General features: G+C 71.9%; 22 protein-coding genes and 1 pseudogene. 10 read left to right on the forward strand and 13 right to left on the reverse strand.

The genetic code is table 11. The features are described from left to right. Positions 1–128 precede the first annotated feature (128 nt). Together trpS and ABT360_RS02470 are read left to right on the forward strand one after the other, a co-directional pair. Positions 129–1,142 (forward strand): tryptophan--tRNA ligase, encoded by a 1,014-nt coding sequence (gene trpS, locus ABT360_RS02465; protein ID WP_351809441.1) that lies wholly within the window; start codon positions 129–131, stop codon positions 1,140–1,142. A 98-nt stretch (positions 1,143–1,240) separates the two neighbouring features. Next, positions 1,241–1,828, forward strand: a complete 588-nt coding sequence (locus tag ABT360_RS02470; RefSeq protein WP_351809443.1) for a 2'-5' RNA ligase family protein — start codon at positions 1,241–1,243, stop codon at positions 1,826–1,828. 10 nt (positions 1,829–1,838) lie between these two features. On the opposite strand, the gene ABT360_RS02475 is transcribed toward ABT360_RS02470, so the two are convergent. Next, entirely contained in the window at positions 1,839–2,609 is a 771-nt protein-coding gene (locus ABT360_RS02475; RefSeq protein ID WP_351809445.1) for a decaprenylphospho-beta-D-erythro-pentofuranosid-2-ulose 2-reductase, read from the reverse strand. 14 nt (positions 2,610–2,623) lie between these two features. After that, positions 2,624–3,991: an FAD-binding oxidoreductase gene (locus ABT360_RS02480; protein ID WP_351809448.1), complete on the reverse strand. Its 1,368-nt coding sequence runs from the start codon at positions 3,989–3,991 to the stop codon at positions 2,624–2,626. A gap of 176 nt (positions 3,992–4,167) precedes the next feature. Between ABT360_RS02480 and ABT360_RS35325 the strand changes: the two genes are divergently transcribed. The 4 genes and pseudogenes from ABT360_RS35325 to ABT360_RS02505 all read left to right on the forward strand — a co-directional run bounded on the left by ABT360_RS35325 (position 4,168) and on the right by ABT360_RS02505 (position 7,404). Next, positions 4,168–5,196 carry a phosphatase PAP2 family protein gene (locus ABT360_RS35325; RefSeq protein WP_444852163.1) on the forward strand — a complete coding sequence of 343 codons (1,029 nt, stop codon included), beginning with the start codon at positions 4,168–4,170 and terminating at the stop codon, positions 5,194–5,196. 34 nt (positions 5,197–5,230) lie between these two features. Continuing rightward, on the forward strand, positions 5,231–6,106 hold the full coding sequence (locus tag ABT360_RS02495) for a decaprenyl-phosphate phosphoribosyltransferase (RefSeq protein ID WP_351809509.1): 876 nt from the start codon (positions 5,231–5,233) through the stop codon (positions 6,104–6,106). Then, positions 6,067–6,511: pseudogene (locus ABT360_RS02500) on the forward strand (GtrA family protein). Before ABT360_RS02495 ends, ABT360_RS02500 begins: the two are co-directional and overlap by 40 nt. Continuing rightward, positions 6,499–7,404, forward strand: a complete 906-nt coding sequence (locus ABT360_RS02505; protein WP_351809454.1) for a YihY/virulence factor BrkB family protein — start codon at positions 6,499–6,501, stop codon at positions 7,402–7,404. Before ABT360_RS02500 ends, ABT360_RS02505 begins: the two are co-directional and overlap by 13 nt. On the opposite strand, the gene ABT360_RS02510 is transcribed toward ABT360_RS02505, so the two are convergent. After that, positions 7,343–8,620 (reverse strand): D-alanyl-D-alanine carboxypeptidase family protein, encoded by a 1,278-nt coding sequence (locus ABT360_RS02510; RefSeq protein ID WP_351809456.1) that lies wholly within the window; start codon positions 8,618–8,620, stop codon positions 7,343–7,345. The genes ABT360_RS02505 and ABT360_RS02510 overlap by 62 nt on opposite strands. A gap of 85 nt (positions 8,621–8,705) precedes the next feature. Here ABT360_RS02510 and ABT360_RS02515 point away from each other — a divergent pair, with 85 nt between their 5' ends. Both ABT360_RS02515 and ABT360_RS02520 read left to right on the forward strand, forming a co-directional pair. Further along, positions 8,706–8,957, forward strand: coding sequence for an SCO4848 family membrane protein (locus ABT360_RS02515; RefSeq protein ID WP_351809459.1), 252 nt, complete (start codon positions 8,706–8,708; stop codon positions 8,955–8,957). A gap of 12 nt (positions 8,958–8,969) precedes the next feature. After that, positions 8,970–10,316 carry a metallophosphoesterase gene (locus ABT360_RS02520; protein ID WP_351809461.1) on the forward strand — a complete coding sequence of 449 codons (1,347 nt, stop codon included), beginning with the start codon at positions 8,970–8,972 and terminating at the stop codon, positions 10,314–10,316. On the opposite strand, the gene ABT360_RS02525 is transcribed toward ABT360_RS02520, so the two are convergent. The 8 genes from ABT360_RS02525 to ABT360_RS02560 form a co-directional block, all read right to left on the reverse strand. After that, a complete protein-coding gene (locus tag ABT360_RS02525; RefSeq protein ID WP_351809512.1) occupies positions 10,282–11,037 on the reverse strand; it encodes a TetR/AcrR family transcriptional regulator in 756 nt (251 codons plus the stop codon). The genes ABT360_RS02520 and ABT360_RS02525 overlap by 35 nt on opposite strands. A 94-nt stretch (positions 11,038–11,131) precedes the next feature. After that, on the reverse strand, positions 11,132–11,323 hold the full coding sequence (locus ABT360_RS02530) for a ferredoxin (protein ID WP_351809464.1): 192 nt from the start codon (positions 11,321–11,323) through the stop codon (positions 11,132–11,134). Between the two features lie 28 nt (positions 11,324–11,351). Further along, positions 11,352–12,542: a cytochrome P450 gene (locus ABT360_RS02535; protein ID WP_351809467.1), complete on the reverse strand. Its 1,191-nt coding sequence runs from the start codon at positions 12,540–12,542 to the stop codon at positions 11,352–11,354. 180 nt (positions 12,543–12,722) lie between these two features. After that, on the reverse strand, positions 12,723–13,481 hold the full coding sequence (locus ABT360_RS02540; RefSeq protein WP_351809469.1) for a succinate dehydrogenase iron-sulfur subunit: 759 nt from the start codon (positions 13,479–13,481) through the stop codon (positions 12,723–12,725). Further along, positions 13,481–15,235: a succinate dehydrogenase flavoprotein subunit gene (sdhA, locus tag ABT360_RS02545; RefSeq protein ID WP_351809473.1), complete on the reverse strand. Its 1,755-nt coding sequence runs from the start codon at positions 15,233–15,235 to the stop codon at positions 13,481–13,483. Before sdhA ends, ABT360_RS02540 begins: the two co-directional genes overlap by 1 nt. A gap of 22 nt (positions 15,236–15,257) precedes the next feature. Next, a complete protein-coding gene (locus ABT360_RS02550; protein WP_351809476.1) occupies positions 15,258–15,737 on the reverse strand; it encodes a succinate dehydrogenase hydrophobic membrane anchor subunit in 480 nt (159 codons plus the stop codon). Positions 15,738–15,745: 8 nt separating this feature from the next. Further along, entirely contained in the window at positions 15,746–16,126 is a 381-nt protein-coding gene (sdhC, locus tag ABT360_RS02555) for a succinate dehydrogenase, cytochrome b556 subunit (protein ID WP_156692719.1), read from the reverse strand. A gap of 125 nt (positions 16,127–16,251) precedes the next feature. Beyond that, complete coding sequence (locus tag ABT360_RS02560; RefSeq protein ID WP_351809480.1) at positions 16,252–17,019, reverse strand: 2-oxo-4-hydroxy-4-carboxy-5-ureidoimidazoline decarboxylase; 768 nt, start codon at positions 17,017–17,019, stop codon at positions 16,252–16,254. 178 nt (positions 17,020–17,197) lie between these two features. On the opposite strand from ABT360_RS02560, the gene ABT360_RS02565 reads away from it, so the two are divergent. Continuing rightward, positions 17,198–18,835, forward strand: coding sequence for a beta-N-acetylhexosaminidase (locus tag ABT360_RS02565; RefSeq protein ID WP_351809483.1), 1,638 nt, complete (start codon positions 17,198–17,200; stop codon positions 18,833–18,835). 115 nt (positions 18,836–18,950) lie between these two features. After that, a complete protein-coding gene (locus ABT360_RS02570) occupies positions 18,951–19,457 on the forward strand; it encodes a hypothetical protein (RefSeq protein WP_351809486.1) in 507 nt (168 codons plus the stop codon). 15 nt (positions 19,458–19,472) lie between these two features. Here the strand turns inward: ABT360_RS02570 and ABT360_RS02575 are convergent, their stop codons facing one another. Both ABT360_RS02575 and ABT360_RS02580 read right to left on the reverse strand, forming a co-directional pair. Further along, a complete protein-coding gene (locus ABT360_RS02575; protein WP_351809489.1) occupies positions 19,473–22,220 on the reverse strand; it encodes an FG-GAP-like repeat-containing protein in 2,748 nt (915 codons plus the stop codon). A 94-nt stretch (positions 22,221–22,314) separates the two neighbouring features. After that, positions 22,315–22,767: a hypothetical protein gene (locus ABT360_RS02580; protein ID WP_351809492.1), complete on the reverse strand. Its 453-nt coding sequence runs from the start codon at positions 22,765–22,767 to the stop codon at positions 22,315–22,317. Between the last annotated feature and the right edge of the window lie 65 nt (positions 22,768–22,832).

The raw sequence follows: 22,832 nt of genomic DNA on the forward strand, positions 1-22,832 counted from the left end.
GGCGGGGCGCCGGGGGCGGGCTCGGCGGCTGCGGCGGGGCCGTTGGCGGGCCCCCCGCCCCGCCTGTGTCGCTCGTCTCATTCATGACCGTTCCCGACCTGTCGGTGGCAACTGAGAGAATGAGGAGCATGGCCTTCGATCGTCCTCGCGTGCTCTCCGGAATCCAGCCCACCGCCGGCTCGTTCCACCTCGGCAATTACCTCGGTGCGGTCCGTCAGTGGGTCGCGCTGCAGGAGACCCACGACGCCTTCTACATGGTCGTCGACCTGCACGCGATCACCGTCCCGCAGGACCCGGCGGAGCTGCGCGCCAACACCCGGCTCGCCGCCGCCCAGCTGCTCGCCGCGGGCCTCGACCCCGAGCGCTGCACGCTCTTCGTCCAGAGCCACGTCCCCGAGCACGCCCAGCTCGGCTGGGTCATGAACTGCCTCACCGGCTTCGGCGAGGCCTCCCGCATGACCCAGTTCAAGGACAAGTCGGCCAAGCACGGTGCCGACCGCGCCACGGTCGGCCTGTTCACGTACCCGATCCTCCAGGTCGCGGACATCCTGCTGTACCAGGCCCACCAGGTGCCGGTCGGCGAGGACCAGCGCCAGCACATCGAGCTCACCCGCGACCTCGCGGAGCGGTTCAACGCCCGCTTCGGTGAGACGTTCACGGTCCCGGCCCCGTACATCCTGAAGGAGACGGCGAAGATCTACGACCTTCAGGACCCGACGGTCAAGATGAGCAAGTCGGCCTCCACCCCGAAGGGCCTGATCAACCTCCTGGACGAGCCGAAGGCGACCGCGAAGAAGGTGAAGAGCGCGGTGACCGACACCGACACCGTGATCCGCTTCGACCCCGAGAACAAGCCGGGCGTCAGCAACCTGCTGACGATCATGTCCACCCTCACCGGCACCTCCGTCCCCGACCTGGAGCGGAGCTACGAGGGCAAGCTGTACGGCGCGCTGAAGACCGACCTCGCCGAGATCATGGTCGACTTCGTGACCCCCTTCAAGACCCGCACCCAGGAATACCTGGACGACCCCGAGACGCTGGACTCCATCCTGGCCAAGGGTGCGGAGAAGGCCCGCGCGGTCGCCGGAGAGACGCTCGCGCAGACCTACGAGAAGGTGGGCTTGCTGCCCGCCAAGCACTGAGGACCGTGGCGGTTCCAACGACTCTGGCCACGCGACGGGTCCAGCCGCCACACTGGCGGCTGACGACGACGACCGAACCGACACTTGAGGAGAACGACGTGGGGACCGTAACGCTCGGCGTTTCGATCGCGGTCCCGGAGCCCTACGGCAGCCTGCTCCAGGAGCGGCGCGCGGGCTTCGGTGATCCCGCCGCGCACGGCATCCCCACGCACGTCACGCTGCTCCCGCCGACCGAGGTCGACGCGGCGCGGCTGCCAGCGGTCCGGGCGCACCTCGTCGAGGTCGCGTCGGCCTGCCGGGCGTTCCCGATGCGGCTGTCGGGCACGGGCACGTTCCGGCCGCTGTCGCCGGTGGTCTTCGTCCAGGTCGTGGAGGGCGCGGCGGCCTGTTCCTGGCTCCAGCAGCGGGTCCGGGACACGTCGGGCCCGCTGGAGCGGGAGCTGCAGTTCCCGTACCACCCGCATGTGACGGTGGCGCACGGCATCACCGAGGAGGCGATGGACCGGGCGTACGAGGAGCTGGCCGACTTCGAGGCGTCCTGGACCGTCGGCGCCTTCGCCCTGTACGAGCAGGGCGCGGACGGGGTGTGGCGGAAGCTGTACGAGTACGAGTTCGGTGCCGGCCGCCCGGCACGATCCGTGCCCGCCCAGGGCTCACCCGTCGACGAGCCGGCCACCACCCGCTGAAGCCGGGGTCTCACAGCGGCAGGCGGCGGAAGACCGAGCGCGGAAGGTGCCGGAGGGCCGACATCACCAGGCGCAGCGTGCCCGGCACCCACACCGTCTCCGACCGTCGCCACAGCCCCTGCTCGATCGCGTGTGCCACCGCCTCCGGGGTGGTCGCCATCGGCGCCTCCGCCAGCCGGGCCGTCATTCTTGTCCGTACGAAGCCGGGCCGGACGACCATGACGTGCACGCCCGTGCCGTGCAGGGCGTCGCCCAGGCCCTGGGCGAAGGCGTCCAGGCCGGCCTTGCTGGAGCCGTAGATGAAATTGGCCCGCCGCACACGCTCACCGGCCACCGAGGACAGCACGACCAGCGAGCCGTGGCCCTGGGCCCGCAGCGCGTTCGCGCAGGTCAGCCCGGCGGAGACGGCGCCGGTGTAGTTGGTCTGGGCGACGCGCACGGCGGCGAGCGGAGCCGCCTCGTCGCGCCCCTGGTCGCCCAGGACGCCGAAGGCGAGCAGCACCATGTCGATGTCGCCCTCGGCGAACACCTTCCCCAGCGCCTCCTCGTGCGAGGCCGGGTCCAGCGCGTCGAACGGGACGGTGTGGACGGTCACCGCGTCCGCCTCCGTGCGCAGCTCGCGCAGCGACTCGGCGGCCGCCTCCAGGGCGGGGGAGGGACGGCCGGCCAGCCAGACCGTGCGCGTACGCCTCGCGATCAGGCGGCGGGCGGTGGCGAGGGCGATCTCGGACGTGCCGCCGAGGACGAGGAGGGACTGGGGGGCGCCGAAGGCGTCCTTCATGACGACGTACTCCTTCACAGAGACAGGCGGCGGGCGAGGTCCGAGGTGAACACCGCGTGCGGGTCCAGCTCGGCCCGGAGGGCGAGGAAGTCCGGCAGCCGGGGGTACATGGCGCGCAGCGCGTCCGGGCGCAGCCGCGAGTCCTTGGCGAGGTAGACGCGCCCGCCCGCGCCCGCCACCTCTTCGTCGAGCTCGTCCAGGAACGCGCCGAGGCCGGTGAGCCCGGCCGGGATGTCCAGCGCCAGCGTCCAGCCGGGCATGGGGAAGGACAGCCAGCCGGGGTCGCCCTCGCCGAACCGTTTGAGGACGGCCAGGAACGACGGGCAGCCCCGGCGCGCGATCCGGCGCACGATGCGGCGCAGGGTGTCCTCCCGCCCGTACCCGACGACGAACTGGTACTGGACGAAGCCGCCGCGCCCGTACACCCGGTTCCAGTGCGGGACACCGTCCAGGGGGTGGAAGAAGGCGGACAGCCGCTGGAGCTCGCCGGTGCGGTGGCGGGGCGCCTTGCGGTACCAGAGCTCGTTGAAGAGGGCGACGGCCGGGCGGCTGAGGAGGCCTTCGGGGACGAAGGCGGGCGCGGCCGGCAGCCGGCCGGGCCGGAAGCCGAGGGGGGTGCGCCGGGCGCGGCGGGGGAGGGCGTCGTAGGGGGCGTGGTCGCCGCGCGTGAGGACGGCGCGGCCGGTGGCGGCCCCGCGGGCGAGCAGGTCGATCCAGGCGACGGAGTAGCGGTAGCCGTGGTCGTTGGCGGTGAGGCGGGCCATCAGGTCGTCGAGGTCGGCGGCGCGTTCGGTGTCGACGGACATCAGGGACGTCTCGACGGGGAGGAGCTGCACGGTCGCCGAGAGGATCACCCCGGTCAGGCCCATGCCGCCGGTGGTCGCGTCGAACAGGTCGGTGCCGGGGACGACGGTGTGGATCGTGCCGTCGGCGGTGAGGAGGTCGAAGGCGCGTACGTGGCGGCTGAAGGAACCGGAGACGTGGTGGTTCTTGCCGTGGATGTCGGCGCCGATGGCTCCGCCGACGGTGACGTAGCGGGTGCCGGGGGTGACCGGGACGAACCAGCCGAGCGGCAGCAGCACCTCCATCAGGCGGTGCAGGCTGACGCCCGCGTCGCAGACCACGAGCCCGGCGTCCGCGTCGATGGAGCGGATGCGGGCGAGGGCGGTCATGTCGAGTACGCAGCCGCCGGCGTTCTGCGCCGCGTCGCCGTAGGCGCGGCCGAGGCCGCGGGCGATCCCCCCGCGCGTGCCGCAGGCGCGGACGGCGGCGGCGGCCTCCTCGTAGCTGCGGGGGCGTACGACGCGGGCGACGGTGGGAGCGGTGCGGCCCCAGCCGGTCACCGGCTCGGCGGGCTCGGAGGAGGTGTCGGCGTCAGACATGAATGGGACCGTATCGCCGCACTTGGGTTGTTTGGGGGGTTTGTCGGCAGAGTCGCCCGGCTCGCCGAAATGGGTGATTAAACGAGTGTCATGAAAGATTGCCGCGTCCTTCGGCGTGCGGCGCGCCAGAGTCGCCCGTGGTGCACCGTCCACGGACGACGAAAGGGGTGGCGAGGATGCGATACGTGGGCGCCGACCGGTCGCTGCTGAGCGCGCTGCACGCCTACGGGCGCCGCCGGCCGGCGGTGGCGGCGACCGCCCGGACGTTGTCGTACGCCGGGGAGCACGGCGCGCTCTGGCTCGCGGCCGGCCTCGTGGGCGCGGCGGCGGACCGCCCACGCCGCGGTCCCTGGCTCCGCGCCACGGCCCTGACGGCGACGGCCCACCTGGCCGGCATGGCCCTCAAGCGCCTCGTCCGCCGCCCCCGCCCCTCCGCCGGCTCCCGCACCCCACCGGACCGGCACCCGGCCGACGGCAACCGCCGCGGCACGCCCGTGGCCGTGGGCGGTACGCCGCCGGCCGTGTCCACCGGCGGCAGTCACGGCACTCCCTCCGGAACGAACGACAGCTGCTGCGGCGCGCCCCTGTCCGGCCCGGAGCCCGGGCCCGGCAGCGGCTGCTGCGGCGCGCCCGTGTCCGGCCCGGAGCCCGGGCCCGGCAGCGGCTGCTGCGGCGCGCCCCCGTCCGGCACCGGTGACCGCGGCGCGCCCGTGGCGGTGTCCGTCACCGGGGCCGGGGCGGAGTCACCGCCCGACGACGGCTGCTGCGGCGCGCCCGTGTCCGGTGAGGCCCGGCCCGGCAGCGGCTGCTGCGGCGCGCCCGTGAGGTCCGGCGCACGGGACGGGCGTGGCGCGGTCGCGGCACCCGCAGCGGTGGACGTGGACGTGGACGTGGACGTGGACGGCGGGGGCACCCGTGCGCGGCGGACGCCGTTCCGGCCCGTCGTCGGGCGGTACTCGTTCCCGAGCTCGCACGCCGCCTCGGCGGTCGCCGCCGCCGTGGCGTTCGCGGCGGTGCGGCCCGGCGCCCGCTGGGTCGCGGGGCCCGTCGCGGCCGCGATGTGCCTGTCCCGCCCGGTGGTCGGCGTCCACTACCCGACGGACGTGGTGGCCGGCGCGCTGCTGGGGGCCGTGACGGCCACGGTGGGCGGACGGTGGACGCCGCCCCCGGTGAAGGATCGTTTCTTCGGGGGTCGTCGTGGGTGAACCGACCGTCGCGGCGGCGCCGCCCGCCACCCGCGTGCTGCCCCAGGCGGTCGTGGTACCGCTCGGCCTCGTACGAGCCGCGCGGCCCCGCCAGTGGGTCAAGAACGTGCTCGTGGTCGCCGCCCCCGCCGCCGCCGGCCAGCTGGTGTCCCGGCACACCGCCCTCCAGCTCGGCATCGTCTTCGTGCTGTTCACCGCTGCGGCCGCCGCCGTCTACCTCGTCAACGACGCCCGCGACGCCGACGCCGACCGCGCCCACCCGGTCAAGTGCCGCCGCCCCGTGGCCGCCGGGGACGTCCCCGTGTCCGTGGCGTACGGGGCGGGCGGCGTCCTCGCGCTCGGGGCGCTCCTCGGCGCCGCCGCGCTGTGCAACGCCCTGACGGCCGCGCTGCTGGCCGCGTATCTCGCCATACAGCTCGCCTACTGCCTGCGCCTCAAGCACGTCCTCGTCGTCGACCTCGCCGTCGTCACGACCGGTTTCGTGATGCGCGCCATGATCGGCGGTGTGGCGCTCGGCATCCCGCTCTCGCGCTGGTTCCTCATCACCACCGGCTTCGGCGCCCTCTTCATGGTCGCCGCCAAGCGCTACTCCGAAGCGGTCCAGATGGCCGGCCGGGGCGGCGAGACGCGCGTCCTGCTCACCGAGTACACCACCGGATACCTCCGCTTCGTCTGGCAGCTCGCCGCCGGCGTCGCCGTGCTCGGCTACTGCCTCTGGGCCCTGGAGCACAGCGGCACCTGGCGCCAGCTCTCCACCATCGCCTTCATCCTCGCCGTCCTGCGCTACGCCGTCTTCGCCGACCGCGGCACCGCCGGCGCCCCCGAGGACGTCGTCCTGCGCGACCGCCCCCTCGCCGTCATCGGGCTGGCCTGGCTGTCGATGTACGGGATGGCGGTGGCGGACCTGTGAGACGCGAGGCGGCGGGCTTCCTGATCGCCGGCGGAGTCGCGTACGCCGCCGACCTCGCCCTCTTCCTCGCACTCCGGCCCCACCTCGACCCCCTTCCCGCCAAAGCCGTCGCCTTCCTCGCCGGCTGCACCGTCGCCTACCTCGGCAACGCCCTCGGCACCTACCGCCGCCGCACCCTCCACCTGCGTCAGTACGGGGCGTTCTTCGGCGTCAACCTCGCGGGCGCCGCCGTGCAGCTGGCGTGCCTCGGCGCCTCGCACTACGGACTCGGGCTCACCTCCCCGCTCGCCGACACCGTCTCCGGCCTCGGTGTCGGGATGGTCCTCGGCACCTGCGTGCGCTTCTGGGGGACCCGCACACTGGTCTTCGGACCCCGGGGGTAGACGCACGGCATGGACTGGCTGACCAAGCTCCCCCTCATCGGCCCCTGGGCCGCCCGCCTCATGCGGACACACGCCTGGCGCTCGTACGAGACCCTCGACCGGGCGCACTGGACCCGCCTGGCCGCCGCCATCACCTTCATCAGCTTCCTCGCCCTCTTCCCGCTGATCACGCTCACCGCAACCGTCGGCGCCGCGCTCCTCAGCGACCAGCAGCTGCGCAGCATCGAGGGCAAGCTCGCCGAGCAGGTCCCCGGCATCTCCGACCAGCTCGACCTCGACGCGCTCGTCGCCAACGCCGGCACCGTCGGACTCGTCGCCGGCGCCCTGCTCCTCTTCACCGGCATCGGCTGGGTCGGCTCCATGCGCGACTGCCTGCGCGCCGTGTGGGGGATCGACGACTGCGACGAGGACAACCCCGTCGTACGCAAGGGCAAGGACGCCGTGGTCCTCCTCGGCCTCGGCGCGACCGGCCTGGCCTCGCTGGCCGCCTCCGGCCTCGGCTCCACCGCCGTCGGCTGGACCGCCGAACGGCTCGGCATCTCCGGGAGCGGCGCCGGTGGCGTGCTGCTCCAGGCCGTCGCCCTCGCGGTCGCCGTCCTCGCCGACTTCCTGATCCTGCTGTACGTCCTGACCCTGCTGCCCGGCGTCCAGCCGCCGCGCCGCCGGCTCGTTGTGGCGGGGCTGATCGGCGCGGTCGGCTTCGAGGCGCTGAAGCTGCTGCTCGGCGGCTATATGAAGGGCGTGGCGGCGAAGTCGATGTACGGGGCGTTCGGGGTGCCCGTGGCGCTCCTGCTGTGGATCAACTTCACCGCCAAGCTGCTGCTGTTCTGCGCCGCGTGGACGGCGACCGGCTCTAGGAAGGAGGCTGCTGACGACGACGGCGTACGAGATCGGGAAGTGGCCAGCGCCTGTTGACCATGAACCACCCGCCCGCCAACAGCACCAGCACCCCGCCGGCCACCGCCAGCGCCGTCCCGGCTCCGCCCGCGCCGCCGGCCGCCGCCACCGTCGCCTTCCCGTCGCCCTCGCCGGCGGCCTGGTCACCACCGCCGGGGCCGGTCTGCCCGTTCCCGCCGCTCTCGCCCGTCCCGGTCCCGGTCCTCGCCGACTTCGGCGGCACCAGCTCGCCGACCGGCTTCACCTTCCCGGCAGCCGCGAAACCCCAGTCCAGCAGCCGCGCCGCCTCCTTGTAGACGGCGTGGCTCTCCTTCGCCGACGGGTTCATGACGGTGACCAGCAGCACCTTGCCGTTCCGCTCGGCGACACCGGTGAAGGTGGCGCCCGCGTGCGTCGTGCTGCCGTTCTTCACCCCGGCGATGCCCTGGTACGCCGGGATGCCGAAGTCGCCCGTCAGCAGCCGGTTGGTGTTCTGGATCTCGAACGTCGAGCGCTTCTTGTTGCCGGGCTTGACCTCCCCGGGGAACTTCGCGCGCGGCGTCGAGCAGTACTCCCGGAAGTCCTGGTTCTGCATACCGCTGCGTGCGATGAGCGTCAGGTCGTAGGCGGACGAGACCTGGCCGACGGCGTCGTACCCGTCCGGCGAGACGACATGCGTGTCGAGCGCCTGGAGCTCGGCGGCGCGGGCGTTCATGTCCTGCACCGTCTTGGCGATGCCGCCGTTCATCGACGACAGGACGTGCACGGCGTCGTTGCCGGAGCGCAGGAAGACGCCCAGCCACAGGTCGTGGACGGTGTAGGCCTGCTTCTCCTTGACGCCGACGAGGCTGGAGCCCGCGCCGACCTTCGCCAGGTCCTGGGGAGCGACCACGTACGACCGGTTCTTGGGCAGCTTCGGCAGCACCGTGTCCGCGAAGAGCATCTTCAGGGTGGAGGCGGGAGGAAGCCGCCAGTGGGCGTTGTGCGAGGCCAGCACATCACCGCTCTCCGCGTCGGCCACGATCCAGGAGCGGCCCGTCACCTCCTTGGGCAGCACGGGCACCCCGGGGGCCAGGTTCACCTGCGTACCGGGCTTGCCGAGCTTCAGCCCGCCGACCGTGGACATGACGGCGGGCGGCTTCGGCTGCTTGTCCTCCTTGTCCGGGCCCGGGGCCGCCAGGGCCGGAGCGGCGGTGAGGACGGGCAGCAGCGCGGCGGCGGCGACCGTCAGGACGGTCGTTTTCAGAGCGGACACGGTCGAGAACGTACAGGGAGCGTTCACGGAAGCCGACACCACACCCCGCAGAAGGCCCTCCACCGGCGGCGGTGATACTGAACCCATGAAGCTCAGCCGCTCCGCCTCCTGGTTCCTGCTCGCTTTCGGAGTGTGGAGCTGGTTCATCTGGGTCTCTTTCGTCCGGAATCTCTGGAACGACGGGAGCGGTCTCGCCTTCGACGACGCGGGCGACCCGACTGCCTACTTCTGGGTGCATCTGCTGCTCGCCATCACGTCCTTTGTTCTGGGGACGGTGGTGGGTGCCATCGGGTTGCGTGGTGTCCGCGCATTGCGTCGCGGCTCGCGCGGTGAATAGGGGGTAGGGGCCGTGTGGGTCGTCCTGCTGGTGCTCGTCGGGGCCGTCGTCCTGCTGGCCGCGGTGCACTGGTACGTGTGGCGGCGCCTGGTGCGCGATGTGACGGTGCCGGGGAGCGCGGCACGGCGACTGGGCACGGTCGCCCTGGTCGTGCTGCCGCTGCTGTCGCTCGGCGCGCTGACGGCGGGACGGGCGGGCGCTCCCTTCCGGCTCCAGCAGGTGGTGGCCTGGCCGGGGTTCATGTGGCTGGCGCTGCTGCTGTACGTGGTGCTCGCCCTGGTGGTGGGAGAGGCGGTACGCCCCCTGCTGCGCCGCGCCCTGGACCGCCGGGCGGCCACCGCTCCGGGCAGGCCCATGCGCGGGGCGCCCGTGCCGGACGCGCTGGTGACGGCGACGCCGGGGGCGCCCGCACCGGTCGCCGTACCTGCCGGTACCGCCGGGGCGCCCGCGGCCGCGCCGGTCACCGCCTCCGCGCCCGACCCGTCCGGGCCGGACCGGCCCGCGCAGGGCGCCCCGGTGTCCGGGGCACCCGCCGTGTCACGGCGGCTGTTCGTGTCACGCGTCGTCGGCGGGGCCGCCGCGACCGCCGCGCTCGGGACCGTCGGGTACGGGACGTACGGCGTCCTGAGAGGGCCCCGGGTCACACGGGTCACCGTGCCGCTCGCCAAGCTGGCCCGTGGCGCGCACGGGTACCGGATCGCGGTGGTGAGCGACATCCACATAGGGCCCATCCTGGGGCGGGCTCACACACAGCGCATTGTGGAGGCCATCAACGCCACCCAGCCGGACCTGGTCGCCGTCGTCGGCGACCTCGTCGACGGAAGCGTCGAGAACCTCGGCCCGGCCGCCGAGCCGCTCGCACGGCTGAGTGCCCGGGACGGGTCGTTCTTCGTGACCGGCAACCACGAGTACTTCTCCGGCGCGGAGGAGTGGGTCGACCATGTGCGCGAGCTGGGACTGCGCCCGCTGCGCAACGAGCGCGTGGAGATCGCCGGGTTCGACCTGGCCGGGGTCAACGACGTCGCGGGCGAGAATTACGGCGACGGCCCCGACTTCGCCGCCGCCCTCGGCGACCGCGACCGGGCGCGCGCCGCCGTGCTGCTCGCGCACCAGCCGGTCGTCATCCACGACGCCGTGGCGCACGGGGTCGACCTTCAGCTGTCCGGCCACACCCACGGCGGTCAGCTCTGGCCCGGAAACCTCCTCGCCGAGCTGGCCAACCCCACCGTCGCCGGACTCGAACGGTACGGCGACACCCAGCTGTACGTGTCCCGCGGCGCGGGCGCCTGGGGGCCGCCCGTCCGCGTCGGCGCGCCCTCCGACATCACGCTCGTGGAGCTGGCGTCGAAGCAGGCGTAGCCCCCGTGGCCCCCTTGGCGCCCGCCCCCGGCATGAACTCCTCCAGCACCTCGTGCAGTTGCCGCACCAGCGGCCGCAGCACCCGGAACCGGGACAGGGCGATCGCCCGTGCGGCGAGGGGCGCGGTGCGCTCGACGAGGCGGCGGCTGCGCTCGGTGCCCTCCGACCGGTCGTACACCCAGAACAGCACCAGCCCCATCTGCATCAGCCACATCAGGTGGGGGAGCAGCTCGGTCAGTTCGGGGGCGGTCTTGGTGTCGGAGCCGGACAGCACCCGCTCGTGGATGGAGATGGCGGCCTCGCGGGCCGCGACCGACTCGGGCGAGAAGGGACTGAGCGGGCTCTCGGGGTCGGCGGCGTTCTTGAAGAACTGCGTCGCGAACGGGTGGTACGGCTCGGCCACGTCCAGCCAGGTCAGCAGCGAGTCCCGGATCCGCACCGCCAGGTCCCTGTCGCCCGCGAGCACGGACCGGACCGCCACCTCGTGCTCGGCGGCCAGCCGGTCGTAGAAGCCCTGGACCAGGTGCTCCTTGGAGGAGAAGTAGTAGTAGGCGTTGCCGACGGAGACGCCCGCCTCCTGGGCGATGACCCGCATCGTCGTCCTGTCGTAGCCGCGCTCCTGGAACAGCCGGAGCGCGGTTTCGAGGATGAGGGTGCGGGTCTGCTCGCTCTTGGCAGCCTTGGCGGGCCGAGCGGGCTTCGGCACCTGGGCCTCCGTCACGTCGTTCACGTCCTTCACGGTGCCCGAGCCTAGTGCGCCCCGCGTGCGCCACCGACCGGCCCGGCGGGGGCGGCGCCCCGCCGGGCCGGTCACGTCAGGGCGCCACCTTGATGGCACCCACCGGGCACGCCCGGGCCGCCTCCCTCACCAGGGGGCTCCCGGCGCCGTCCTCCCTCCCGGGCACCAGCTCGCTGAAACCGTCGTCGTCCTGGGTGAACACGTCCGGCGCGGTGAGGGCGCACTGGCCCGCACCGATACAGACGCCCTTGTCGATCAGAATGTCCAATGGTCCGTCCTCACCATGTGGTCCGTCCTCACCATGCGACGGGGAGCTCCAGCATCCCCTGGATCGTGTCCCCCGGCTTGAAGGGGATCTCCTCGGCCGGCGCCGCCAGCCGCAGTCCCGGCAGCCGCTCGAAGAGCGTCCGCAGCGCGATCTCCATCTCCGCCCGCGCCAGGTTCTGCCCCAGGCACTGGTGGATGCCGAAGCCGAACGCGACGTGATGGCGGGCCGACCGGTGCCAGTCCAGCGTGTCCGGCTCGGCGTACGCGGACGTGTCCCGGTTGATGACCGACGTCGAGAAGACGACACCCTCGTCCGCCCGGATCGTCACCCCTGCGATGTCGATGTCCTCCGTGGCCACCCGGAGCATGCCGTCCGCGATCGACAGGAACCGCAGCAACTCCTCGACGGCGACCGGCATCAGCTCCGGGTCCGCCTTCAGTTCGGCCAGCTGCTCCGGGTGCTGGAGCAGCGTGAACGTACCGAGCGAGATCATGTTCGCCGTGGTCTCGTGACCCGCCACGAGCAGGATCGTCGCCAGCTCGACGAGCGACTGCTTGTCCAGCTGCCCCTTGGTGAGCTGGTGCGCGACCAGGTCGTCGAGGACGCCGTTCCCGGGTTTGTCGCGTTTCCGCTCAACCAGATCGCCGAGATAGCCCTCCAACTGGTTGCGGGCGTCCTCCGTGTCCTCGGCCGCCGGGCCCCGCAGCAGCCGGCGCGACTGCTCCTCGAAGAAGTCGTGATCGGCGTAGGGCACGCCCAGCAGGTCGCAGATCACGATGGACGGCACCGGCAGGGCGAAGGCGGACACCAGCTCGGCCGGCGGGCCCTGCGCGACCATCGCGTCGATCAGCTCGTCCACCGTCCGCTGGATACGCGGCCGCAGGTCGGCCGTGCGCTTGAGCGTGAAGCTCGGGATGAGCATCCGCCGCTGGACGTTGTGCTCGGGGTCGTCCACGCCCAGCAGGGCGGCACGGCGGCGGCTGCGTACGGCCGCGAAGCGCTCCGTCGGTATCGGGAACGCGTCATGGGTGCTGTCGGTGGACAGCCGCTGGTCGGACAGGAGTTGGCGGGCGGCGGCGTGCCCGGTGACGACCCACACCGAGCGGCCGTCGTACAGCGTGACCCGGGACAGGGGCCGCGCCTCGCGCAGCGGTTCGTAGGCGGTGGGCGGGTGGTAGGGACACGTGCGGTCCTGGGGGAACGCAACGGCTTCCGTCATGGTGGCCTCGCAAGCGACGAGATTCGGACTGCCGATCTCCACTACATGCCCCAGGCATCCATCTGGTCTATGCGTAGTTCGGCCAAACCACCGGTATGGGCGATGCGCAGGCCGAAGGGCCCGTTTCCCCCAGGAAACGGGCCCTTCGGTGAGGCGCCGTGAGGCAGACGCCGGCAGGCGTCAGTAGCGGCGCGTGATCAGCGCGCGCTTGACTTCCTGGATCGCCTTGGTGACCTCGATACCGCGCGGGCAGGCGTCCGTGCAGTTGAACGTGGTGCGGCAGCGCCACACGCCGTCCTTGTCGTTGAGGATCTCCAGCCGCTGCTCGCCGGCCTCGTCGCGCGAGTCGAAGATGAAGCGGTGCGCGTTGACGATCGCGGCCGGACCGAAGTACTGGCCGTCGTTCCAGAACACCGGGCAGGACGACGTGCACGCGGCGCACAGGATGCACTTGGTGGTGTCGTCGAACCGCTCGCGGTCCTCGGCGGACTGCAGCCGCTCACGCGTCGGCTCGTTGCCCTCGGTGACGAGGAAGGGCATGACGTCGCGGTACGCCTGGAAGAACGGCTCCATGTCCACGACCAGGTCCTTGAGGACCGTCAGGCCCTTGATGGCCTCGACCGTGATGGGCTTCTCCGGGTTGATGTCCTTGATCAGCGTCTTGCAGGCGAGCCTGTTCTTGCCGTTGATCCGCATCGCGTCGGAACCGCAGATGCCGTGCGCGCAGGACCGCCGGAAGGTCAGCGAGCCGTCGACGTCCCACTTGATCTTGTGGAGACCGTCGAGCACGCGCTCCTTCGGGTCGATCTCGATCTGGAAGTCCTGCCACTGCGCCTCGTCCGAGATCTCCGGGTTGAACCGGCGGATCCGGAAGGTGACCGTGATGTACGGCGAGGCGGCGGAGTCCTTCTCCGCCTTGTCCAGTACGGGGGTAGCCATCAGTACTTACGCTCCATCGGCTGGTAGCGGGTCTGGACGACGGGCTTGTAGTCGAGACGCACGGTCTCGGAGCCGTCGGCGCCGACCTCGCGGTACGCCATGGTGTGGCGCATGAAGTTGACGTCGTCGCGGTTCGGGTAGTCCTCGCGGTAGTGACCGCCGCGGGACTCCTTGCGGGCCAGCGCCGAGACGGCCATGACCTCGGCCAGGTCGAGCAGGTTGCCCAGCTCGATGGCCTCCAGCAGGTCCGTGTTGAACCGCTTGCCCTTGTCCTGGATGGACACGTTCAGGTACCGCTCGCGCAGCTCGGCGATCTTCTCGACCGCCGTCTTGATCGTCTGCTCGGTGCGGAACACCATCACGTTGGCGTCCATCGTCTCCTGGAGCTCCTTGCGGAGTACGGAGACCCGCTCGGTGCCGGTGGAGTTGCGCAGCCGCTCGACCTGCTCCTGTACGAAGGAGGCCGGGTTCTCCGGCAGCTCGACGTAGTCGGCCTTGGCCGAGTACTCGGCGGCGGCGATACCGGCGCGCTTGCCGAAGACGTTGATGTCCAGCAGCGAGTTGGTGCCCAGGCGGTTGGCGCCGTGCACCGACACGCAGGCGACCTCACCGGCGGCGTACAGACCCGGCACGACCGTGGTGTTGTCGCTGAGGACCTCACCCATCACGTTGGTCGGGATGCCGCCCATCGCGTAGTGCGCGGTCGGCTGGATCGGGATCGGGTCCGTGTAGGGCTCGATGCCGAGGTACGTCCGCGCGAACTCGGTGATGTCCGGGAGCTTGGCGTCCAGCTGCTCCGGCGGCAGGTGGGTCAGGTCCAGGTAGACGTGGTCGCCCTCGGGACCGCAGCCGCGGCCCTCGCGGATCTCCGTGTAGATGGAGCGCGAGACGACGTCACGCGACGCGAGGTCCTTCATGACGGGCGCGTACTTCTCCATGAAGCGCTCGCCGTCCTTGTTGCGGAGGATGCCGCCCTCACCACGGGCGCCCTCCGTCAGCAGGATGCCCATGCGCCAGATGCCCGTCGGGTGGAACTGGAAGAACTCCATGTCCTCCAGCGGCAGACCGCGCCGGTAGCAGGCGGCCTGGCCGTCACCGGTCAGGGTGTGCGCGTTGGACGTCACCTTGAAGAACTTGCCGGTGCCGCCGGACGCGTAGATCACGGCCTTCGCCTGGAAGACGTGGATCTCACCGGTGGCCAGCTCGTAGGCGACCACACCGGCGGACTTCTTGACGCCGTCGACCTCGGTGATCAGCTGGTCCAGGACGTAGAACTCGTTGAAGAACTCCACGCCCTCCTTGACGCAGTTCTGGTACAGCGTCTGGAGGATCATGTGGCCGGTGCGGTCCGCGGCGTAGCAGGACCGGCGGACCGGCGCCTCGCCGTGGTTGCGGGAGTGGCCGCCGAAGCGGCGCTGGTCGATGGTGCCGTCCGGGGTCCGGTTGAACGGCAGGCCCATCTTCTCCAGGTCGAGGACGGCGTCGATGGCCTCCTTCGCCAGGATCTCGGCGGCGTCCTGGTCGACCAGGTAGTCACCGCCCTTGACCGTGTCGAAGGTGTGCCACTCCCAGTTGTCCTCCTCCACGTTGGCGAGCGCGGCGGCCATGCCGCCCTGCGCGGCGCCCGTGTGGGAGCGGGTGGGGTAGAGCTTGGTCAGCACGGCGGTACGGCTGCGCTTCGTCGCCTCGATGGCGGCGCGCATGCCCGCGCCACCGGCGCCGACGATGACGGTGTCGTACTTGTGGATCTTCATGCGGATTTCCTCAGCCCCGTGCCTAGCGGATGTTCGGGTCGAAGGTGAAGATCACCAGCGTGCCCAGAAGGATGGTGAACACCGTGGCGGTGTACAGCAGGCCCTTGAGCCACAGGCGCGTGTTCGGGCGCTCGGCGTAGTCGTTGATGACGGTACGCAGGCCGTTGGCGCCGTGCAGCATGGCCAGCCACAGCATCAGCAGGTCCCAGACCTGCCAGAACGGGGACGCCCAGCGGCCCGCCACGAAGGCGAAGCCGATCTTCGAGACGCCGCCGTCCAGCACGAGCTGGATCAGCAGGTGGCCGATGACGAGGACGACCAGCACGATGCCGGACAGGCGCATGAAGAGCCACGCGGCCATCTCGAAGTTGCCGCGGGTCGACTTCGGGGTCTTCTTGGTCCGCTTGCGGGGCGGCTCGATGAGGGGAGCCGGGTTGTCGACGTCGTACAGGCTCTCGCCCTCGACGGGACCCACGGCGGACTTGGTCAGATCAGTGGACATGTCTGGCGTCAGCTCCCGAACACTTCGCGTACGGCGTGGCCGAGGACGGGGTAGAGGGCGCCCACCATCAGGACGAACCAGATGCCCATCACGGTCCAGAGCATCTGCTTCTGGTAGCGGGGCCCCTTGGACCAGAAGTCCACGGCGATCACGCGAAGACCGTTGAGCGCGTGGAAGAGGATGGCGGCCACGAGGCCGTACTCCAGCAGCGCGACGATCGGCGTCTTGTAGGTGGCGACGACCTCGTCATAGGCCTCGGGGGAGACGCGGACGAGAGCGGTGTCCAGCACGTGTACGAACAGGAAGAAGAAGATGAGGACGCCGGTGACTCGGTGAGCCACCCACGACCACATACCTTCCCGGCCGCGATACAGCGTTCCAGCCGGCACGGAAAAACCCTCCGGGAGCGGGGATCAGGGTCGGCCGGCTTCGATGTCGGTCTGACCCGGCCGGGTACGGTCCACCGGCCCCGGTCATCGTAGCGACGACTTGTCGGATCCCTCGCGCGGGGTCCTCAGGTGTGATCAAACAGGCACGGACGGGCTAGGGAAGGGCCGGCTCGTCCGATCAGACGGGACAAACGGGCACGGGCCAGGCGGCGCAGTTCGTCGGCGGCGATCGACCGCTCTTTTTCCGGGGGGTGGCTCATCCGGGCGTGGATGGCCGAGAGCGCCTGATTGAGCTGCTCCTCGGGGTGATGGCCGTCCAGGCAGATCACGAACGCGTGACGGAAGCGGCTCTCGTACTCGGCGTGCGCGGCCTCCCAGGCGGTGTGCGCGGCCGTGGGGGTGCCCGGCGGCAGGCCCGCCGACGTCTCGTCGGCCAGTGCCTCGTGGAGGTCGGCGCCGGACAGGTCGTAGCTGGCCTCGTCGGCGGCGGCGAGCAGCGCGTCGAGCGTGGGGTACGGGCGGTGGGCGGCGATCCGCCGCGCCCAGCTGCGGCTGCCGCAGCAGGCGAGCAGGGCGGCCTCGGCGGCGTCGGCCGGGGCGGCGTTGAACCGCACCAGGCCTTCGAGGGCGTGGCCGCCGGGGCTCTGGGCAGGTATGGCGCCGGTGAGCGGGGCTTCGGGGCGTGGCGCCCCGAGCGGTCCGGCCGGGGGCTGGGCGCCCCGGCGGGCGGGCGGTCCGGGCCGGTCCGCTCCGGTCGGCGCGCGGGTGGCCTCGCTCTGGGCGTGTCGGGAGCGGGCGGTGCCCGCGCCCGCGGCGCCGGTACCGGGCGTCCCCGTGCCGGCCGGGAGGGTGGGCGGTCGCTTCGGGGCGCCTGCGGTGGAGTCGCCGGCCATCGTGGGCTCCTCGAAATGGGCGTCGGGAAGGGACAGCGGGAGATCTGTGAGGAAGATGTGAGGGAAGGGGCACAACATTACCCAGGGTGAGCGTGCGCTGTTCGGGAGATGCGAGAAGTTCACTCGGAAGAGAGAGTTTTCGTACAGCCATGGACAGCCAAGGCACGGAGGTACGCGCGTGAACCGGCATTCCACAGGGGGTCTCGTCGCGGCCGTGGTGCTCTCCCTCACGGTCGCGGGCTGCGGCGACGGCGACGGCGGCGACCGGGGCACCGCGGCGCCCGGCACGGCGACGACCCCGGCGGCGACCACCCCCGAGGCGACCACCCCCAAAGCCACCACACCCGAGGCGTCACCCACTCCGTCACCCACACGGACGTATCCGCTCTCCACCGCCCCGCGCACCATCCCCTCCGTACGCGACCACGAACCCGCCCGCGGCCCCGGCTGGCGGCCCGGCAGCGGGACCGCGGTCGTCGTCGCCAAGGGCAGCGGCGCCCTCGCGGACGAGGCCAGGCTCCTCGCCGGTGAGCTGAAGGCCGCGTACCGGGGCGAGGCCGCCGCCCGGCCGGGCGACATCGAGCTGGCCCTGAACGCCGGCCAGGCCGGCGGCCCCGAGTCGTACACCCTCACCACCCGGGGCGGGCGCGTGCGCATATCCGCCCCCGACGAGGCCGGGGCCTTCTACGGCACCCGCACCGTCAAGCAGGCCCTCCGCTCGGGCGGCGCCGTCCCCGAGGGCGTGATCCGCGACCGGCCGGCCAAGCCGCAGCGCGGCCTGAACGTCGACATCGCCCGCAAGCACTTCAGCGCCGCCTGGATCGAGGACCGGCTGCGCGACATGGCCGACCTCAAGCTCAACCAGCTCGGCCTGCACTTCTCCGACGACCAGGCCTTCCGCATCGAATCCACCTCGCACCCCGAGGTGGTCTCGCAACCGCACCTCACCAAGGCCGAGGTGCGCCGCATCGTGGCCCTCGCGAACCGGCTGCACATCAGCGTCGTCCCCGAGATCGACTCACCCGGACACCTCGGCGCCGTCCTGCGGGCCCACCCGCAGCTCCAGCTGCGCAACGTCCAGGGCGCGCCCCGGCAGGGCGCCATCGACATCTCCAAGCCGGAGTCGGCACGGATCGTCGACGACCTGCTGCGCGAGTACGCGGACCTGTTCCCCGGCCCGTGGTTCCACATCGGCGCCGACGAGTACCAGGCGCTGACCGTGCGCGACCCGGCCGCCTCCTACCCGCAGCTCGCCACCGCCGCGCGGCAGAAGTACGGGCAGGGCGCCCGCGTGCAGGACCTGGCCACCGGCTGGCTGAACGACCGGGCGGCGGTGGTCAGCGCGGAGAAGAGGACGGCCAAGGCCTGGAACGACGGCTTCTTCTCCGGGGGTGCGGTCGGCGCCCACAAGGACATCGAGGTCGAGTACTGGACGGGCAAGGAGATCGGCGCCCGTGAACCGGTGGAGTACCTCCGCGAGGGCCGCAAGGTGGTGAACCTCAACGACGAGTACCTCTACTACGTGCTCGGCGAGCCGAACCAGTTCACGTACCCCACCGGCCGGCGGATCTACCAGGAGTGGACGCCGCTGGTGCTGCGCGGCTCTTCGGCGGTGCCCGAGCGGTACGGGGACCAGATCCTGGGCGGCCGGTTCGCCATCTGGTGCGACCTGGCGAACTCCCAGACCGCCGAACAGGTGGCGAACGGTGTCCGGATGCCGCTGCGGGCGACTGCCCAGAAGCTGTGGGATCCGTCCCGGCCCCAGTTGAGCTGGGACGACTTCCGGGCACTGGCGGACCGGCTGGGCGGCGGCTGAGACCCGGGACCGGAACCGGTCGTCGCTGAAGCGATGGTTTCCCGCCACACGCAGTGACGGATTCCGGCCATGTGGCGCAGTAAGGGGAGTACCGCGTCCGCGACGGGAGACGTCCATGAGCCAGAGCGTGCAGGAACTGATCGCCGAGGCCGGCGAACGAGGGCTGGCGGCCTCCGCGCTGGCCTGCCTCGACCGCTGCCTTCCCCTGCTGGGCCCCGCGCCCGACGATCTCCTCCGGCCCCTGTGGCGCTGCGTGGCCGAGGGCGGGGCGGACTGGGCCGGCCGGCTGGGGGAGGTCCGGGCCGCGCTGGAGGAGACCGACGACGCCGACTCCGCCGTACTCGTCCGGAAAATGCTGGGCGCCGCCCCGTCCGAGTGGGACGGGGCGGCGCTGCGCGCATGGGCCTCGGGGTGCTCGCTCACCGCGCTGGAGCTGCACGAGCAGCTCGGCGGCGGGCCGCTGGTGGACGCCGAGGAACGGCGCCAGGTGCAGATCCTGGAGTTCCTCGCCGACACACCGTCCGACGGCCCGCCCGCCGGGCTCCGTCCGGTACTGGAGGTCTCGGCCGAAGGCCGGCGGGTGCTGCGGGCCGTGGTCTCGCGCCGTGAACGCGGCGCGTGAGAGTGCGCCGACGGCTCAGGGCGCGAGCAGGCGGCCGATGTTCAGCCCTGTTCCGGCCCCCAGGCTGTTGACGCCGTAGTAGATGCCCGACGACGGGACCACACCGGACGTGCTGCTGTTGTCCAGCTGGAGGATCACACCGTTGTTGGCGCTCTCCCCGTCCGCGCCGAGCGCCAGGTCCGCCCGGCCGTAGCCCGACAGGTCGGTCAGCACGACCGCCGCGCCGAGCCGCTCGTTCGGCGCCGAGTCACCCGGCACCCCGGTGGTGTCCTGGGAGTACGCGACCGACCCGGTGGCCGTCATGCCCGTGGACGAGCCGCGCAGCAGGATCACCTGACCGGCGTTGGCCTGGTTCACCCCGCCTCGCGTGAGGTCCTCGCCCGGCAGGCCGGTCAGGACGTCCTCGTACCCGTCGAGGTTGACGTCACCGATCGCGACGGACGCGCCCATCGTGTCGCCCGACTCGTCGGTGTCGGGGACACCGGTGGAGTTCTGCTGGAACGTGGCCCGGCCGGTCGCCGTCAGGCCCGTGGCGGAGCCCAGCACCTGGGCGACCGCGCCGCCGGTGGCGGTGTGACCCGACTCGGTGGCGTTCGGCTGGCCGATCGCGAGGTCGTCGTACCCGTCACCGTTGATGTCACCCGCGGCCAGCGAGCGGCCGCCGCGCGGGTAGAGGACGCCGATCCGCTCCAGGCCGTTCGCCGAGCCCTTGAGGGCGACGATCCGGCCGACGCCGGAGGAGTCGCGGTAGGTGATCGCGGCGTCCGCGTACCCGTCCTTGTTGAAGTCGCCGCTCGCCGCGGACGCGAAGGACACCACCGAGGTGTTGGCCGTGTCGCTCAGGTAACCGGCCTTCGTCGGGTACGAGGCGTTCTTCGACTCGAACACCCACCAGCGGCCAGGGATGCCGGGCGCGACCGACAGCACGTCGGCCTTGCCGTCGGCGTTGAAGTCGCCCATGGCGACGGCGGTGCCGAGCTTGTCGCCGTTGACCCGGTAGGCGGGCGATGTCATGTACGTGGAGCCGGAGTCGAGCTTCGGCCCGTGGAGGACGGTGACCGAACCGGTGTCCGTGTGGCCCGAGTCGTCGTCCTCGCCGGGCGCGCCGACCGCCAGGTCCGCGTACCCGTCACCGTTGAAGTCGCCGTACGCGGTGGCCGTGCCGAAGGAGTCGGAGGCCTCGTTGTCGCCGGGCACGCCGGTGCTGTTCTGGTCGATCGTGAGGCGCGAGGTGAGGCTCGGCCCGTCGGTGGTGCCGTGCACCACCTTCACCTGGCCGGCGCCGCCGTCGTACTTGGGCAGCGGGGCGACCAGGTCGGTGATGCCGTCGCGGTCGATGTCGTCCGTCGGGACGGCGGAGTTGCGGCCGGCACCGGCGGCGAAGTCGCGGATCGGGGTGAGCTTCGCGTACAGGTTCTTGCCGGGGCAGGCGGTTGCGAAGGCGTTCCGGTGGCCGGAGATGACGTCGAGCGTGGCGCTCTCGCCCTCGTCCCAGACGCCGGTGTTGCCCTGGGCGGTCAGCGTGACCTTGCCCTTGGGGTTCCCGCCGTACTGGCCGAGCTTCCAGGCGGCGACACGGGCGGCCGACTCCAGCGCGGCCCGGGTGGGCTTGCCCGCGGGCTTGCCCGCGGCGGCGTCGCCCTCGAAGTCGCCGAGGAAGGCGATGGCGGTGGAATAGCTGTTGAAGCCGTACGTGTGCGCGCCCTTGACCGGCAGGTCGACGCCGCCGCCACGGCCCTCGAAGATCCGGCCGCACTTGTCGACCAGGAAGTTGTAGCCCAGGTCGTTCCAGCCCTCCGTCTTCACGTGGTACGTCATGATCGCGCGGACCATGGCGGGGGACTGGGCGCAGCTGTAGTTGTTGGTGTCGACGGTGTGGTGGATGAACACCGCCTGGATCTTGTCCAGGTACTCCGGCGGGTCGTCGACGATCGACTCGTCGGCGCCCCACTCGGCGCGGGAGATGATCGGCGGCCGGTTGACGGTGGACGGCGGCGGGACCGGCACCGTCGCGGTCGGCGTCGGCGTCGGCGTCGCGGTCGGCGTCGGGCTGGACGTCGCCGTGTCGGTCGGTGCCGGCTCGGTGGGCGCGGGGGCCGTCTCGGTGGAGGTGGCCGATTCGGTGGGTGCGGGTGCCGTCTCGGTGGGCGCGGGGGCAGTCGTGGTCGCCGTGTCCGTCGGGGCGGGCGTGATGCTCTCCTCGACCGCGTACGCCGCGTTCTCGGCGGCCACGGAGGAGCCCGCTGCCCCGGGCTCACGGCCCTTCGGCAGCGCCGCCCCGTTCGCCGACTCCTCGGCGGTGACGCCCGGGTCGACCAGGTGCAGCTTCAGGTCCTTGGGCAGGGCCTTGCCGGAGGTCACCTTGACCTGGACGGCGGTGGAGGGGCCGACCCAGGTGGGCTCGGACGCCCCGCGCTCGGGGACCTCCGTGCCGTCGGGCAGGTGTGCGTCCAGGTCCAGCGGCTGCCAGTCGGTCCACTTGCCGGTCACGGCGTCCCGGGTACGTATCTTCGCGTCGCCGGTCACCCTGGTCTTCGCGTCACCCCAGCCGATGCCGACGAGCGAGAACTCCTCGGTCTCGGTGCTCGGCAGCGACCGCTCGCCGGCCTTGCCCTCGGCAAGCCCCAGGGTCCGCAGCTTCGCCGGCCGCTCGGCCGGGCCCTTGGCCGGTCCGTCGCCGGACGGCCCGGCGACCGCGATGGTGACCATCCCCGCACCGCCTGCCACGACGGCGCCGAGGGTCAGCCAGGCTCTGCGTTTCATGCTCAGCGGTTTGTACGCGTGTGCTTTGCGTCGCGGGCTCAAATGCCCCACTCCTCATAAAGGTTGACGTACCGAGAATGCACTGCAAAAACTTCTACGATTTACTCGCGGTCAGTTGGGGGCCGGAGCACGTGGCGCGCCCATACGTGCCGGAAGCGGTGGCGCGTTGTACGTGTTTGCCGCGAATGGCGAGCGTGCAGCCCGCCTCACCGCCCTTGCCGTCGAGGATGATGCCGACGCTCGGCGAGGACCCGACCGGTACGCGGACGGTTTTCTTCCAGGGAAGGGTGACGGCCTTCTCGACCGCCGCCGTGCCGTCCCCGGCGCCCCCCGCGTACGAGATTTCGACGGTGCCGGTCCCGGTGACCTCGTAGGTGACCTCGGCGGTCGGGACGGCCCGTGGCGCAGGCCGGTCCTCGGTGTTCAGGGCGCCGTAGCCGACGAGACCGCCGCAGGCGAGCAGGACGGCACCGGCGATCGCCAGACCGCGCCGGTCCAGGCCGCGCCGGTCCGGGCCGGGCTTTTCGGATTCCGTGCTGGATGCCATGGGGTTCGGCTTTCCGTGAAATGAGTTCGGTGCGGAACCGGGCGGTTATACACCACGCGCACGAC

This window comes from Streptomyces sp. NPDC000229 (assembly GCF_040300825.1).
Classification (GTDB): domain Bacteria; phylum Actinomycetota; class Actinomycetes; order Streptomycetales; family Streptomycetaceae; genus Streptomyces.

What these genes read in the sequence shown, in the direction of transcription:
- trpS (WP_351809441.1), top strand. Translation starts at nt 129, where the DNA reads ATGGCCTTCGATCGTCCTCGCGTGCTCTCCGGAATCCAGCCCACCGCC.
- ABT360_RS02475 (WP_351809445.1), bottom strand. Translation starts at nt 2,609, where the DNA reads ATGAAGGACGCCTTCGGCGCCCCCCAGTCCCTCCTCGTCCTCGGCGGC.
- ABT360_RS02480 (WP_351809448.1), bottom strand. Translation starts at nt 3,991, where the DNA reads ATGTCTGACGCCGACACCTCCTCCGAGCCCGCCGAGCCGGTGACCGGC.
- ABT360_RS35325 (WP_444852163.1), top strand. Translation starts at nt 4,168, where the DNA reads ATGCGATACGTGGGCGCCGACCGGTCGCTGCTGAGCGCGCTGCACGCC.
- ABT360_RS02505 (WP_351809454.1), top strand. Translation starts at nt 6,499, where the DNA reads ATGGACTGGCTGACCAAGCTCCCCCTCATCGGCCCCTGGGCCGCCCGC.
- ABT360_RS02515 (WP_351809459.1), top strand. Translation starts at nt 8,706, where the DNA reads ATGAAGCTCAGCCGCTCCGCCTCCTGGTTCCTGCTCGCTTTCGGAGTG.
- ABT360_RS02535 (WP_351809467.1), bottom strand. Translation starts at nt 12,542, where the DNA reads ATGACGGAAGCCGTTGCGTTCCCCCAGGACCGCACGTGTCCCTACCAC.
- ABT360_RS02540 (WP_351809469.1), bottom strand. Translation starts at nt 13,481, where the DNA reads ATGGCTACCCCCGTACTGGACAAGGCGGAGAAGGACTCCGCCGCCTCG.
- sdhA (WP_351809473.1), bottom strand. Translation starts at nt 15,235, where the DNA reads ATGAAGATCCACAAGTACGACACCGTCATCGTCGGCGCCGGTGGCGCG.
- ABT360_RS02550 (WP_351809476.1), bottom strand. Translation starts at nt 15,737, where the DNA reads ATGTCCACTGATCTGACCAAGTCCGCCGTGGGTCCCGTCGAGGGCGAG.
- ABT360_RS02560 (WP_351809480.1), bottom strand. Translation starts at nt 17,019, where the DNA reads ATGGCCGGCGACTCCACCGCAGGCGCCCCGAAGCGACCGCCCACCCTC.
- ABT360_RS02570 (WP_351809486.1), top strand. Translation starts at nt 18,951, where the DNA reads ATGAGCCAGAGCGTGCAGGAACTGATCGCCGAGGCCGGCGAACGAGGG.
- ABT360_RS02575 (WP_351809489.1), bottom strand. Translation starts at nt 22,220, where the DNA reads ATGAAACGCAGAGCCTGGCTGACCCTCGGCGCCGTCGTGGCAGGCGGT.
- ABT360_RS02580 (WP_351809492.1), bottom strand. Translation starts at nt 22,767, where the DNA reads ATGGCATCCAGCACGGAATCCGAAAAGCCCGGCCCGGACCGGCGCGGC.